Origin of the sequence: Agrobacterium sp. O3.4, from assembly GCF_041414895.1 — a bacterium.
GTDB classification, from domain to species: domain Bacteria; phylum Pseudomonadota; class Alphaproteobacteria; order Rhizobiales; family Rhizobiaceae; genus Agrobacterium; species Agrobacterium cucumeris.
Window position 1 is genome coordinate 1771592 of record NZ_JALPZP010000001.1, and the last position, 14643, is coordinate 1786234.

Annotated in this window: 12 protein-coding genes and 1 tRNA gene; 6 read left to right on the forward strand and 7 right to left on the reverse strand. The window is 58.1% G+C overall.

The window, feature by feature from the left end; translation table 11 throughout:
* Positions 1-123: 123 nt before the first annotated feature.
* Together M0412_RS08655 and M0412_RS08660 are read right to left on the reverse strand one after the other, a co-directional pair.
* Positions 124-1149 carry a sulfate ABC transporter substrate-binding protein gene (locus M0412_RS08655; RefSeq protein WP_142839287.1) on the reverse strand — a complete coding sequence of 342 codons (1026 nt, stop codon included), beginning with the start codon at positions 1147-1149 and terminating at the stop codon, positions 124-126.
* 487 nt (positions 1150-1636) lie between these two features.
* Positions 1637-2077 carry an Rrf2 family transcriptional regulator gene (locus tag M0412_RS08660; RefSeq protein WP_003520468.1) on the reverse strand — a complete coding sequence of 147 codons (441 nt, stop codon included), beginning with the start codon at positions 2075-2077 and terminating at the stop codon, positions 1637-1639.
* A 204-nt stretch (positions 2078-2281) separates the two neighbouring features.
* Here M0412_RS08660 and M0412_RS08665 point away from each other — a divergent pair, with 204 nt between their 5' ends.
* The 3 genes from M0412_RS08665 to cysN are packed head-to-tail and all read left to right on the forward strand — an operon-like array spanning position 2282 to position 5527.
* Positions 2282-3064: a phosphoadenylyl-sulfate reductase gene (locus tag M0412_RS08665; RefSeq protein WP_269698522.1), complete on the forward strand. Its 783-nt coding sequence runs from the start codon at positions 2282-2284 to the stop codon at positions 3062-3064.
* 28 nt (positions 3065-3092) lie between these two features.
* Complete coding sequence (cysD, locus tag M0412_RS08670) at positions 3093-4046, forward strand: sulfate adenylyltransferase subunit CysD (RefSeq protein ID WP_137037238.1); 954 nt, start codon at positions 3093-3095, stop codon at positions 4044-4046.
* Positions 4046-5527, forward strand: coding sequence for a sulfate adenylyltransferase subunit CysN (cysN, locus tag M0412_RS08675; protein WP_269698523.1), 1482 nt, complete (start codon positions 4046-4048; stop codon positions 5525-5527). Before cysD ends, cysN begins: the two co-directional genes overlap by 1 nt.
* A 159-nt stretch (positions 5528-5686) precedes the next feature.
* Here the strand turns inward: cysN and M0412_RS08680 are convergent, their stop codons facing one another.
* Positions 5687-5833 carry a hypothetical protein gene (locus tag M0412_RS08680; protein ID WP_283159196.1) on the reverse strand — a complete coding sequence of 49 codons (147 nt, stop codon included), beginning with the start codon at positions 5831-5833 and terminating at the stop codon, positions 5687-5689.
* Between the two features lie 182 nt (positions 5834-6015).
* Here M0412_RS08680 and M0412_RS08685 point away from each other — a divergent pair, with 182 nt between their 5' ends.
* A complete protein-coding gene (locus M0412_RS08685) occupies positions 6016-6237 on the forward strand; it encodes a hypothetical protein (RefSeq protein WP_142839283.1) in 222 nt (73 codons plus the stop codon).
* A gap of 262 nt (positions 6238-6499) precedes the next feature.
* On the opposite strand, the gene M0412_RS08690 is transcribed toward M0412_RS08685, so the two are convergent.
* Positions 6500-6576, reverse strand: a tRNA-Pro gene (locus tag M0412_RS08690).
* Positions 6577-6840: 264 nt separating this feature from the next.
* Between M0412_RS08690 and M0412_RS08695 the strand changes: the two genes are divergently transcribed.
* A complete protein-coding gene (locus M0412_RS08695; RefSeq protein ID WP_142839282.1) occupies positions 6841-7260 on the forward strand; it encodes a hypothetical protein in 420 nt (139 codons plus the stop codon).
* Positions 7261-7649: 389 nt separating this feature from the next.
* Entirely contained in the window at positions 7650-9377 is a 1728-nt protein-coding gene (gene mqo / locus M0412_RS08700) for a malate dehydrogenase (quinone) (protein ID WP_269698524.1), read from the forward strand.
* A gap of 690 nt (positions 9378-10067) precedes the next feature.
* On the opposite strand, the gene M0412_RS08705 is transcribed toward mqo, so the two are convergent.
* The 3 genes from M0412_RS08705 to M0412_RS08715 form a co-directional block, all read right to left on the reverse strand.
* Entirely contained in the window at positions 10068-10631 is a 564-nt protein-coding gene (locus M0412_RS08705; RefSeq protein ID WP_142839281.1) for a hypothetical protein, read from the reverse strand.
* Positions 10632-10730: 99 nt separating this feature from the next.
* Positions 10731-11519, reverse strand: coding sequence for a hypothetical protein (locus tag M0412_RS08710; protein ID WP_142839280.1), 789 nt, complete (start codon positions 11517-11519; stop codon positions 10731-10733).
* 19 nt (positions 11520-11538) lie between these two features.
* Complete coding sequence (locus M0412_RS08715) at positions 11539-14637, reverse strand: DEAD/DEAH box helicase (RefSeq protein ID WP_269698525.1); 3099 nt, start codon at positions 14635-14637, stop codon at positions 11539-11541.
* Between the last annotated feature and the right edge of the window lie 6 nt (positions 14638-14643).

Below are 14643 nucleotides of genomic sequence, written 5' to 3' on the forward strand. Positions count from 1 at the left end.
CCTCTGGGAGCCGGCGTTCCCCGGCGTTTATTATAAAGTATCGACCGGCACGGCGTCCGGTCGATCAGGCTCTTATTGTCTTGTCCCTGCGGACGGGTGATCGCGTTTCACCCCATCATCCGCTTACTTTGCGGGCTTGTAAATCTGGTCGAAGATGCCGCCATCGCCAAAATGTTCCGGCTGCGCCTTGGCCCAACCACCGAAGATCGGATCATCGATGGTGACGAGCTTGATATCGGGCAGCTGCTTCAGCAGGTCCTTGGAGACCACGGCGGGATTGGACGGACGGTAGAAGTGCTTGGCCGCAATATTCTGTCCTTCGTCGGAATAGAGATATTGCAGATAGGCTTCCGCCGCCTTGCGGGTGCCCTTGGCGTCGACATTGGCGTCAACCACGGCAACCGGCGGTTCGGCAAGGATCGAGATCGGCGGCACGACGATATCGAAGGCATCAGCGCCGAATTCCTGGCCAGCGAGATAGGCTTCGTTTTCCCAGGCCAGCAGCACGTCGCCGATCTGGCGCTGTGCGAAAGTGACCGTGGAGCCGCGGGCGCCGGTATCGAGAACCGGGGCGCGCTTGTAGAGATCGCCGACATAGGCCTTGATCTTTTCCTGATCGCCCTTGAATTCTTCATTGGCCCAGGCCCAGGCAGCAAGATAGTTCCAGCGTGCGCCGCCCGAAGTCTTGGGGTTCGGCGTGACGATCTGGATATCGCCCTTCACCAGATCACCCCAATTATGGATGCCCTTCGGGTTGCCCTTGCGCACCAGGAAAACGATGGTGGAGGTGTAAGGCGAGGAATTATGCGGCAGGCGGGTGCGCCAGTCCTTGTTGATCTTGCCGGAATTTTGAACGATGGCGTCGATGTCGCTCTGCAGCGCCAGCGTCACCACATCCGCCTCCAGACCGTCGATGACCGAGCGCGCCTGCTTGCCGGAGCCGCCATGCGACTGCTGGATCGTGACATCCTCACCGGTATCGGCCTTCCACTTCTTGGCGAAGGCCTCGTTGAAATCCTTGTAGAGCTCACGGGTCGGATCGTAGGACACGTTGAGCAGCTTGGTCTGCGCGGCGGCCGAGCCAGCGCCGCCAAGTGCCAGTGAAAGGCCAAGCGCGACAACGCTCAAACCGGACAGAAGCTTGGACATCGGTATTCCCTCCTGATTGCGATGGCTTAACTCTACCGGTTGAGTAGAGTTGGTCAATGAGGCCGAATACGATCGAAAAAGTGTTTCCCGAGAGCGTTTTCCCGGGCAACAAATACAGCGCAGCATAAGCGAAAGGCGCAACAAGCGTCGTGTAAAACTTTGCTGAATGCAAAACCGTTTCACATTTTTGCCGATTTTTTGCCGCGATGGCGAAAAATATTATGGGGTTTTAGACGATTTTTTCGTTTGGGGGACGCAGGAGGGCGACAGCTAAGGGCTCTGCCGCCTGTTTCGTTGTTTGAGCATCCACCACTGCGAAACTCGTGTCACAAGTTGCAAGACCATGTGCCGACAGGCCGGTATCCCTCTCCCCCGGTCATCCTCGGGCGTGACCCGAGGATCCACAACCCAGCCTGACCATGGATCCTCGGGTCAAGCCCGAGGATGACGATGGAGGTCGTGGGTGGAGGTCGTGGATGGTGTGGTGCTAGGCCGTCAAAAGCTCGGGCACTTCGACACCCGCCACCGCATCGGCGATGGTGGTGTTGAAAAGGATGTTGCGCGTCGCGTCGGCCACGCGGGCAAAGACGTGGCGGATTTCGCACTGCTTTTCGCCATCGCAATCCTCGCAGCGGCGATAGGCGGTCTGCGACAGGCAGGGCAAGGGGGCAAGCGGCCCGTCGATGAGGCGCAGCACCTCGCCGAAGGTGATGTCTGCGGCCGGGCGCGCCAGAAGATAACCGCCCTGCTTGCCACGCCGGCTTTCGACGAGACGTTCCTTCTTCATTTCGAGAAGGATCTGTTCCAGAAACTTTTTCGGGATGGCCTGTTCGCGGGCAATGTCGGAAATCTGCACAGGACAGGCGCCGTCGGCCTTAGCCAGCGAAAGGAGCGCCCTTAGCGCATATTTTGCCTTCTGCGAAATCATTGTAAAACCAGTAGACCACAAGCCCGGAAACCCGGCAATTCCGGCTTAGCGTAGAAGTTGTCACAATTCAAATCCAAGCTGCGAAGAAGGTGAACGGGTATCTTTTGCTCATACCCTGCACGCGTGAGGCATTTTTGCTCTGAAGTGCAGCGCACAAAGACTGTCATTTCTGTTCGCAGGGCCGAATTTCCACAATAATCGGCCATGGAAATCCCGGACGTGACAATGACGATCAATTCAGCAAATGCCTTAGCCGATACCGCCTCCCTCGATGCCACGCTTGCCGGGCTCGATCTGGCGGGTCGGCTTTCGTTTATCGCCAGTCTTGGCGGGCGCGCCGTCTTCACCACCAGCCTCGGCATCGAGGATCAGGTCATCACCGCTGCCATCGGCACGCATCGCCTGCCGATCGATGTCGTGACGCTGGAGACCGGGCGGCTGTTTAAGGAAACCGTCGATCTCATCGATGAAACCGAAGAGCGTTTCGGCATCGAAATCCGGCGCTTCCGCCCGGAACAGGACGATATCGACGCCTATGCCGAAAAATACGGCCTGAACGGTTTTTACGAGAGTGTTGAAGCGCGCCACGCCTGCTGTCATGTCAGAAAGCTGATCCCGCTCGGCAAGGCGCTTGATGGCGCTGCCTTCTGGATCACCGGCCTTCGCCGCGGCCAGTCCGGCAATCGCGCCACGACGCCGTTTGCCGAATTTGATGCGGAGCGCAATCTCATCAAGATCAATCCCCTGGCGGACTGGGATATCGACCTCATCAAGGCGCATGTCGCCAAGGAAAACATCCCCGTCAACCCGTTGCATCAGCGCGGTTACCCCTCCATCGGCTGTGAGCCGTGTACGCGCGCCATCAAGCCCGGCGAGCCTGAGCGCGCCGGACGATGGTGGTGGGAAAACGACGAGAAGCGCGAATGCGGTCTTCACGTCGCCGGTGCGGAGCAGACATCCGCCATTTCCGCCATCCCGCAACGATAATCATTCAGTACATCTCCCGGAGTTCACAATGTCCAACGCAGTCCACGAGACGGACAGCAAGAATACTGTCGCATCCAAGCCGCCGCTCGATCCCCATCTGAAGGCGCTTGAAAACGAAGCTATTCATATTTTCCGCGAAGTCGCCGCCGAATTCGATAACCCTGTGATGCTCTATTCCATCGGCAAGGATTCGTCCGTGCTGCTGCACCTGGCGCGCAAGGCGTTTTTCCCGGGTCGCATCCCCTTCCCGCTGCTGCACGTCAATACCGGCTGGAAGTTCAAGGAAATGATCGAATTCCGCGACAACATCGTCAAGGAATATGATCTCGACCTGATCTCCCACACCAATCCGCGCGGTGCGGCGGAGAACGTCACACCTTTCTCGCATGGATCGGCGCTTTACACCGACATCATGAAGACCGAAGCGCTGCGTCAGGCGCTGGATGCCGGCCAGTTCGATGCCGCCTTCGGCGGCGCACGGCGCGACGAAGAAGCGAGCCGCGCCAAGGAGCGCATCTACTCCTTCCGCACGCCCGATCATAAATGGGACCCGCGCAACCAGCGTCCGGAACTGTGGAACATCTATAACGGCATGGTTCGCAAGGGCGAAAGCGTGCGCGCCTTCCCGCTGTCCAACTGGACCGAAGTCGATATCTGGCGTTACATCGAGGCGGAAAACATTCCGCTGGTGCCGCTCTATTACGCGGCCGAGCGCCCCTATATCGAGCGTGACGGCATGATGATCCTTGCCGAAGACGAGCGGCTGGAACTGCTGCCCGGCGAAGAGATCAAGCACGGCTCGATCCGCTTCCGCACGCTCGGCTGCTTCCCGCTGACCGGCGCCATCCGTTCCGAGGCGGCGACGCTTCAGGACGTGATCGCCGAGCTGGAAATCGCCACCGTTTCCGAACGGCAGGGCCGCGCGATTGACCGCGACCAGTCCGGCTCGATGGAGAAAAAGAAGCGCGAGGGGTATTTCTGATGAGTGCCGCCGCTATCAATCCCCCCTCTTCCGCCACCATTCTGCCGTTTGCCGAACACTCGAAGGCAACGCGCGATACGCGTCCGCTGCGCCTCATCACCTGCGGCAGCGTCGATGACGGCAAATCGACCCTGATCGGCCGTCTTCTCTGGGACACCAAGGCCGTCAAGGAAGACCAGGCCGCCACCCTGCACCGCGACAGCGGCAAGCAGAACGATCTCGGCCTGCCCGATTTCGCACTGCTGCTGGATGGTTTGCAGGCCGAGCGCGAACAGGGCATCACCATCGATGTTGCCTATCGTTATTTCGCCACCGACCGGCGCGCCTTCATCGTCGCCGACACCCCCGGCCATGAGCAATATACCCGCAACATGGCGACCGGCGCTTCGACGGCCGATCTCGCCGTGCTGCTCGTCGATGCGCGCACCGGCATTCTCGAACAGACCCGCCGTCACGCCACCATCGCGGCGCTGATGGGCATCCGGCAATTCGTGCTGGCGATCAACAAGATCGACCTGACGAATTACGACAAGGCCGGTTTCGAACTGATCGCCCATGAATTCCGCGAATTCGCCTCCAATCTCGGCATCAAGCAGATCACCGCCATTCCGATGTCGGCGCTGAAGGGCGAAAATGTCGTGCTATCAGGCAAGGCCTCCATGCCCTGGTATGAAGGCCCGACGCTGGTGGAAACGCTGGAGCTTGCCACCGTGCGCTCCGCGCAGTCCGGCGGCTTCCGCCTGCCCGTACAGCGCGTCTCGCGGCCGGGTGAGAGCTTCCGCGGTTATCAGGGCACGGTTGCCGGCGGTTCGGTGAAGCCGGGCGACAGCGTCGTGGTTTTGCCCTCTGGCATGGTCGCCAATGTCAAGCAGATCGTCACTTTCGATCTGGTGCGCAACGCTGCCGTCGCCGGTGATGCCGTCACCCTCGTGCTTGACCGTCAGGTGGATGTCTCGCGCGGCGACATGATCGTTTCCATCGAGGCGCAACCGCAGACGGGCCTTGCCTTCGATGCGCAGATCGTGGCCTTGCAGCCCGGCGGCATCGAGGCCGGCAAACGCTACTGGCTGAAAAGCGGCAGCCGCCGCCAGCGCGTCAGCGTACAGCCAATCAGCCAGCTGAACCTGAAGGAAGGCGAATGGCAGACGCATGAGACCTCGCTGCCAATGAATGCCATCGGCAAGGTGCGGCTCTCCTTCGACGAGACGGCGATCTTCGATGCCTATGAACAGAACCGGGCGACCGGCTCCTTCATCCTGATCGACCCCGACACCAACAATACGGTTGCAGGCGGCATGATCGCCGGTAAACGCAGCGTTGGTGCGACGGAAGAAAAGGGCGACCGGGTCATTCTCTCGCTGCCCGCCGATCTTGCGGAAAAGCTGCTGGCAAGCGAGCTTTTGGCCAGACACCGCGACGAGATCGACATTCGCCGCACGGATGTGGCCACGGCCTCGCGGCTGATCAGCGATCTGGACTGAGAAAGTTTCCGATACAAACAAAAAGGCGACCGCAAAACGGTCGCCTTTTTTCGTTGCGGGCCGTTGGTGTGAGGCGCCGCTTAAAACACGAACATATAAAGCAGAATGATCACGAAGATCGGAACGCCCATAGCCCACAATGCAATACCCTTCAGCATATTATCCTCCATCGTTGTTGTGAATGGATAACGGCTGAAGTGCTTTTGCGTTCCCTGCGGCTGAGCCGACATTGGCTTCCTCGCAGTTGATAACGTCAAAAGCATCAGGTTTGCGAAGGCGGGAAAAACCGAGAAGATGGCTCGCCATGGTACCCCGCCAAATCGGCGCTGGAGCCTGCGCCGTCATCCATCGCGCACCCACGGACCTTATCCTCAGGCAACCCCGTGGAACCGCGTTCAGGCCCGGTTAATGGCCGACACGTCACTCTCTCAACCATGGAACTACGAACTCCAGCGCGCGTTGGGGTTCGTCATTGGGAGATAAAGATCATGAAAATTTTAACCGCAGCGATCTGTCTGGTTTCGGTTGGCATCCTGAGCGGCTGTGTTGACGACAGAGGATACCGGAGCGGCGGATACTACACGACCGGCGTGTATTACCGCACCTATGACCGCGATCGCCACTACCGCGACTATGATCGTCGCGACTGGCGCGACCGGAGGGATTGGCGTGATCGTCGCGACTGGCGTGGTGACCACCGCTACCGCTGATAATGGTCGACTGGATTAGACCTACTGCCTCTTACCGGCGTCCCGCCGTTGTTTACCTTTCTCATTCTCGCACTGACGAGAATGAGAAATGCTCGTGCAATTGCTAATCGAGGGCACAAGCGGGCGTCGGTACCGAGCAGTCGGCGACTGCATACCAAACGGCCGGGGTCTCAAACGTCAGTTCGACACGAGACTTTGCATCAGGGATTTTCAGGAAATATCGGGATGAGTTGCAAGCCATCGTAAATACAAGGCTTTCAGCTGGTCGGAGTGAGAGGATTCGAACCTCCGACCCCCACGTCCCGAACGTGGTGCGCTACCAGACTGCGCTACACTCCGTGACCAGCGGCGCTTCTATAGACCAGCCTCCGGCATTCGACAAGCGGCTTATTGCATTTTTTATGACAAGTTTCCTCCCCGCAGTGAAGCAGCCTCGCCAAGCGCTTGCGGCAAGGGGCGCAGGGCCGAAAAACGTTACAAAAAAGCAATTGTGGCAGGAAATTTTCGTCAAGCCGCATACCTCCCCTGCCCGCCGCCGCCAAATCTGCTAGGGGAACGGTATGACCGGCGGGATGCCGGACACGGCACAAAGGACATTTCACCATGCTATTTCGCAGCGTAACGCTCGCAGGGCTCGCCATTGCGCTCTCCGCCTGCACGACATCGGAAGGCTCCGTGCCTTCCTTCACCCAGAAGAGCCCCGTGGAAACACGCTGGGTCGGTCAGTCGGCAGGCATTTTCTTCGCAAAATTCGGCCCGCCGCTGAGCGACACGGAATCCGGCAGCTCCACCGTCTATAACTGGCGCGGCGGTTACAAGAAGGCCACCATTCCGGCGAAGTTCGAAGAAGGCAAGGACGGCAAGAAGGGTCGCCAGATTTCGCCCGCCCGTACCGCCTCGCTCTCCTGCACGGTGCAACTGGTCGTTTCCAGCAATTATACGATCACCTCGGTGCGCACGGTCTCCGACCGCCCCGGCGTCAACGGCCCCAGCTACTGCGCGGAATTCCTCGCCGCAAACTAAGATTTCGGCCCAAAACCGAACGAACGAGGCCCGCCCGCAACGGCGGGCCTTTTCACTTTTTCGGGATTATTGTCATTTTCCTGAAAAAAACTTTTGCCTAAAATCACGGGGCCCGTTCCATTGCGCCCCGCAGGCACTGGATTGTGGGCCGTTCCGCGATATTTGGCCCAGAGACCGCTTTCAACCGTTTGAAAGACCTGTCTGGTCTTCGCAGTCATAAAACTGACAATCCGCAAGACCGCAAAAAATGCCGTTGCGACCATATGTCCCGACGAGCCACCTGCAAAAGTGCTTGAACTGGAGTGAAAAAGTCCGGGTTGTGCCGCTTTGCGCTTTGCTATAACGGGGCGGTCGGGAGGAATGTTTTTAACACAAAACAAGAATCAGGTATGGCCGTGACTCCCATCAATCAAGACAAATCCCAGCTCACTGATCTCTCCCAGGACACTTCCCTTTCCCACGCTTTGAACCGCCGTCAGGTTCTGGGTGGCGCGCTTGCCGGGATTGCCGCAGCGGCGCTGCCCTCCTCTCCGCTTCTCGCCAACACGACCGCCAAGAAGGTCGATGTGCTGTTGATCGGCGGTGGCATCATGAGCGCGACGCTCGGTGTGTGGCTGCGCGAACTGGAGCCGACCTGGTCGATGCAGATGCTGGAGCGGCTGGATGGCGTGGCGCTTGAAAGCTCGAACGGCTGGAACAATGCCGGCACCGGCCACTCGGCGCTTGCGGAACTCAACTACACGCCGGAAGACGACAACGGCAACATCAAGATCACCCAGGCGATCAACATCAACGAATCCTTCCAGATTTCCCGGCAGTTCTGGGCCTGGCAGGTGCGCAACGGCGTCTTGAAAAACCCGCGTTCCTTCATCAACCACACGCCGCATATGAGCTTCGTCTGGGGTGATGAGAACATCGCCTATCTGGAAAAGCGCTATCAGGCGCTCAAGGCCAGCCCGCTTTTCGCCGGCATGGAATATTCCAGCGACCCCGAGCAGATCAAGAAGTGGGTGCCGCTGATGATGGAAGGCCGCGATCCTTCCCAGAAGATCGGCGCGACCTGGTCGCCGCTCGGCACCGACATGGAGTTCGGCGAAATTACCCGCCAGTTCGTGTCGCATCTGCAGGGTGACCAGAATTTCGACCTGCAGGTCAATAGCGAAGTCTCCGACATCCAGCGCAATGCCGATGGCAGCTGGCGCGTGACCTATGCCAACACCAAGACCGATGCCGAACAGGTGGTGGATGCGAAATTCGTGTTCATCGGCGCCGGCGGCGGCGCGCTGCATCTGCTGCAGATGTCCGGCATTCCGGAAGCCGATGATTATGCCGGCTTCCCGGTGGGCGGTTCGTTCCTCATCAACGAAAACCCCGATGTGACGATGCAGCATCTGGCCAAGGCCTATGGCAAGGCCTCGGTCGGCTCGCCGCCCATGTCGGTGCCGCATCTCGACACCCGCGTGCTGGGTGGCAAGCGTGTCATTCTGTTCGGGCCTTTCGCCACCTTCTCCACCAAGTTCCTTAAGGAAGGCTCCTATTTCGATCTCGTCTCCTCCGTCACGACCAGCAACGCCTGGCCGATGGTGCGCGTGGGCATCGATGAATATCCGCTGGTGGAATATCTCGCCGGCCAGCTGATGATGTCGGATGACGACCGCTTTGCCGCGCTGAAGGAATATTTCCCGAATGCCAAGCAGGGCGAATGGCGCCTGTGGCAGGCGGGCCAGCGCGTGCAGATCATCAAGCGCGACGAAGAAAAGGGCGGCGTGCTGCGGCTCGGCACCGAAGTCGTCTCCGCACAGGACGGCAGCATCGCCGGCCTGCTCGGCGCTTCGCCGGGTGCATCGACCGCAGCCCCGATCATGCTCAGCGTCCTGGAAAAGGTGTTCAAGGACAAGGTGGCGACGCCGGAATGGCAGGCCAAGATCCGCCAGATCGTGCCGAGCTACGGCACCAAGCTCAATGACGATCCGGAAAAGGTACGTGAGGAATGGGCTTACACCGCCGAGCACCTGCAGTTGCCGACCCCGCCGCAGATCGATCTTGATGCGCTGAAGGGTGCCGGCGCGACCCCTGCGGGTGCGCCAGTGAAGAAGGTGCCTGATATCGCGCTTTAAGGCATCGTCGCGAGATTTAAGATTGGACGCCGCGTGTCTCTGGATGCGCGGCGTTTTTTATGAAATCTATACAGAAAACTCGGTGCCTAGATCACATGACTTCTTATGAGGCTATTATCGCTTGATAAACTTGAAATAGACAAAGAGCATCGCGGCAATTCCCCCTCCGATTATAAACGCCCATTTCCAGTCACCGAGATATGCAATTACGGCAAACACGATGATGGGAAGCACCCAGAAAATCCATTCGAAATCGGGCTTGTTTGGGAGTTCGTTGTGGGATGGACTTGGTTCTAATGTTTGGGTCACTACTGTACACTCCTGATATCTGAATTAGAAAATCATAAAAGTGTTGCGGAATCTGCAATATTCAATCTAAAATTGTTTCTATTTGCACATTCTCGCAAAAAGCGTGAAAACTATATATGATAAAAGTCAGGAATGGCTGGGGCGCCAGGATTCCCAGCTAGGGATTTCGCCCTCTTTCAAGCCTCTGAGAAGGTTAACAAATCTTGATCACCTAATATGCTTTTACGACACTCTTGTACGACATTCCAGAACGGCAGTCCGGGGAAATATGGAAGCATGCGGAAATTATTTCCGCGGGGCGACAGTCGTTCGCAGTCCCTATAGCCCCGATAGCGGATCAAAGGCTAAAGCTGCTCGACATCGCCAGCCAAGACGGGAAGTCTACGTCGTCTTTTTCATCAGCCATGCTTCGTAGCGTTCGTCTTTTTTTGAAATCCGCGCCAAGTGCCGGGCTGCCTTTTCTGCCTTTTTGCGCTCACGCTCTAATGGGGCGCTTCGTTCCCGCTCGCGATGGCTACGTATGCGCTTCTGGACTGCTTCATAGTGGGCCCGCATTTTGGCCAGGACAGTTCCCGCCCACGATTCTTGGAGCATCTCATCGAGTCGATTTTCGTCTCCTCGCCGCGAATAGGCGCTGTGAAGACCAAGGATAACAAACATTGTAGTCTCAACCGAAGCGGTCTGTCCGGGGTGCGGACGTACAGCTGCTAGGCTCTCTGCCAGAAATTCGAGGACTTTTGGCTCCAATTGAGGAAGATGCTGCGCGAAAATCATCTCGGAAGTCTCCCGGCTTGAAGTCTCCCGGCAATAATAAGCTTTGCGCAATTCGCCTATAAGCTTAGCGCGGATTGGATAATAACATTTTCCGCAGGCAAAATTTGAGCATCCCCTTTCATTCAACAAGAATTCAAGTAGCCAATCACCGCGAGATTGTCTGCTGCTCATCTTCTTTTCCAAATAAATAGTAAGGGTCGTGAAATAGCTGCATCCGGGAAAGGTATAACCCCTAACAAGACAACGTCAACCAAGAGAGCCTGCCTCACCTCACCGTAGGATGCGAACTCTGTAACTGTAGGGCGCTCCCTCTTCGACGATAACGCGGTCGCCGATACGCGCACCATTGTAACGGAAGAAGGAGCCTAGCCACCCCCTTGCGCGAAAGAACCTTTTCGAGCCATCCAGATCAGTAACAACAAGGGGCCCGCCATCCCACATGATCGATATTTCGCGAGAGGCCATCTCCGCCTTGTTCGAGCCCCCTACTGCATCTTTCGGGAAGCGATGGAAAAACTCGCGTAGATAGATGTGATTGTGATCGAGATTGCCTTGGGTCAGCACGCTTTCGCCGATTTGACGCCACACGGCTTCCGATTGCATGCCATGGGCTTCCAGTTTGACCACCGGCGCCGGCTCCGGGAGGGGCTCCTGTAGCGCTGCAATCTGATCCTTGATCGCAGAGCTTACATTCTCGCTGAATTCGACCCAGGTCACGGCACCGTTTGGGTGCTTGTAGCGCACTGGCGTGGGAAGCCTTATGACGTCAGCCAGAAACCAGGGCCTGTTCCATTTAGCAACCGCACCCGAACGGATCATCTCTTCTGGAATACGGTGGTGTTCAAAAGCCTCGATCATTTCCTGCGGGCTCATAGGACCGCCGGCGCCGGCCAATCGTGCGACGCCATAGACGCTCCCCATCCCCTTCCAGATCAAGCCAAACCATCCGCGGTGGCTTGTACCGGTGGAGCGCATCTCCCAATCTTTCTGGCCACTCAAGATCAAACTGATCCAAGGCGCGTCGATGACCAGCCCTTTGCTCACCCAAATGTCATTCATGAAAATCTGCCATTCTGTATCAATGGATGGGGTAGGAACCGTCAGCTTCTCGCGGCGGCAGCTCCAGCTCGTCGCGGGCAAACATGGCCGCCATGGTCTTGCCAAGAGGGTCAGCCTCCATGCCTAACCGCTCGGACGCCATGCCCTTCTGAAGGCCAGCAACGTCGTCATCGACGTCCCCCATGGGCCAAAGCGCCGAACTGGCGAGGCGACGCTTGCGCATCATCAAGCTCTGGAGGAGGCAGTCAAAAGACTGCTCCCGATAGCCTTCGTGAATGGCCATGGGCAAATGCACTGTAACAGGCCGCGTCTGGCCAATCCGGTGTACGCGATCGTTGCACTGTTCCTCAACTGCCGGATTCCACCATCGAGATAAGTGGATGACGTGGGTCGCCGCCGTTAGCGTCAGCCCGGTGCCCGCTGCCTTCGGACCGAGAACTAGAAGGTCAAACCCCTGGTCGTCATCCAGATGGCGCTGGAACCGGTTCACAATTGCCTGACGTTGAGGAATGGGAGTGTCGCCGTTGATGAGATCGACTCGCGGCAGACCTAATTCACTGCGAACCAACTCGATGAAGCGATACTGCATCTGGCGGTGCTCGATGAAGACAAGGGCACGTTCGCCATTCGCTTTGATGCGATTCAGGATATCCATGGCAGCCTGTAGCCGCGCAGACGATACGACGAACTCATCGTTACTTGCTTTGATTTCCAGCGCCGGGTGGACGGAAACGCTGCGAATGTGATGAAGCATTTTGAGCTGCGCGCCCATGCCTCCTCGCGCAAGCTTCAGTCGGGCATCGTCATATGCCAAGGCCTGAACATCCGGCATCAGGCGGGGGTGAATACGACGGGATTTGGCGGGCAGATCGGTTGCGACCGTTTCCTTCAGGCGGCGGACAGCAAGAGGCGGCGTGCCGCCACGGGGCAGAAAAACCCTGCCGTGCAGCTCGGCCATGTTGTCTTCCTCTGGCTTCGCATAGCGTTGACGGAAATCTTTGAGGCTGTCGAGCGATCCCGGTGCGAGCTGGTCCATGATTGCCCAGAGGTCAACAGTGGCATTCTCGATGGGTGTACCGGTGAGGCCAATTCGAAAATCAGCATTGATCGAACGGGCAGCAACTGCGCGGAGGCTGACAGGGTTTTTCAAGGCCTGGATTTCGTCAAAGACAACGGCGGAAAAGGGTATGCGAGCCAGAGAATGCTGATAGTTCGTCAGCGTCGTATAAGTGGTGAGAAGCCAGTAGCGATGCGCCCGCCCCTCTGCCACGGCTTCATGCAGCGCGCCCAAGTCAAGCTTGGCCTCCCCATCGTCCGTGTCCTTTCCCTTCGCTCCCGTCAGCTTGCGTCCACCGATACTCGACCCATAGAGGCGGATCAGATGACCCAGCCCAGGCTCGTGCATGTGTCGGGCGACTTCCTGCTCCCAATTTTCGAGAAGGGATGTTGGCGCAACAACGAGAACAGGCCCCCGGCTCTCGGCTTGAGGACGAGCGATCACTTCCTTGAGCCAGGCCAGGAAAGAGATGGTTTGGAGAGTTTTGCCGAGGCCCTGCTCGTCGGCATTGAGGACGCCCGGCAATCCGGCCCGCCACGCGCCAACCTGCCAGCTGAAACTCTCCTTCTGATGCCCTTTCAACGGCGTTCGAATGCCCTCGGGTAGGGTGTCCGGCAACTCGGACATGCGCGGCCTGAGCTTAGCGAGCCATTTGAGATCGTCGTAGTTCACTTCGGTATCGAGAACGAATGGGCCCACCTTTTCTGGTTTTGCCTCATCCTCGCCACGGTCGTCAGCGTCTCCCGACACCATCCGCTCGTCGATGAGCTGCAGCATTTCCGGTCGAGCGGGGACCTCCAAATCCTCGAAATCGACGGTCGGCCTTCCAGCCTCAATTGCTTCCTGGACGCGCTCGCGCAGGGTCTGCAGCTCGGCAGTACCCTGCCTATCGAGGATATCGATCAGGCGCGCGCTGAAGTCCTCCGGCAGCCAGCTTGTCCCGCTATCCTCGAACTCGCCGAGACCCGGCTTTTCATACTTGACGACGCCAGTAACCCGTTCGGAAAATTCCCGGGTTTCAACAAGTACGGGACCAACCGCTGCCTCTATGGCTTCCTGCTCGGCCTGGGGCGACAAACCATCCAATTGCCCGGAAGAACGGAGCTGCGCCTCCACTGCTTCCGTTACTCGTGGCAAGGGATTACGGATGAAGGCGCGCCGCTCCTCGGCTGCTGCCTTCTGCATTTCAGCCATCACGGCAAGGGCCGGTGACGCTGACTGTTCTACCACCACGTAACGACCAGGAGATAATCGATAGGCGGGCAGGGCCCCCCTTCCTCTTACCAATGTCTGAAATCGCTGCAGGTCTAGTCCCTGTACCTCGCTCATGGACTCGGAAACCTCGGCGGCTTCAGAAGCGCTACCATGCACCTCCAAGGTATAACCAGAGAACGGCACCACGTCGAAGTCCGTCTCCCCCTTTGGCGAGAGTGAGAAGCGGTCGACGAGACGCACCTCCAGACCGCTCAGAAAATCTGTCATCGAGATACGCGACGCCTCGTCCGAGGCTCCGCTGACAGCACCAGGATCAAGTGCCTTGCGGAAACGTCCTAGCGCCTCCCAATCGGCGGCGTCGTTTCCATCCGGCCGGTAGGCGTCGGCGATGGCGATGGCGTCCATCATCCACATAGGAATTCGTCGCAAACCGTTTGCGGTTTCCAGAATGGCTCCAGTTCGACGTGGCATTTGCCGTTGGCCATTGCGCGACCATTCGTACCTAAGTCGGAAACCTGACGAACCGACAATTCCCTCCGCATCGGTTTTCAGCGTCATCTCTACCAAAGGCGGCAGACCGAGTACTGCGCCTGTTTCACCGGTGACGGACGCAGCGATGCGATGGGACATGACGATGCGATCAGAATCGATCGAAAGTTGTTCGCCGAGCGTGTCCGCTGCGGCCCGTAGATCGGCAATTGCAAAGGCCAGTGAACGTTCGTCGGGACTCAGGTTCTGAAGATCAGATTTGACACTACGGCGCACCAACCGGTGCAGTAGACCCGCGCGCTCGTTCTTTGCGGACAGAGTGATTGCATCTGGAGAGAAAGAAGCTTCCAAGTTCATTTTTTC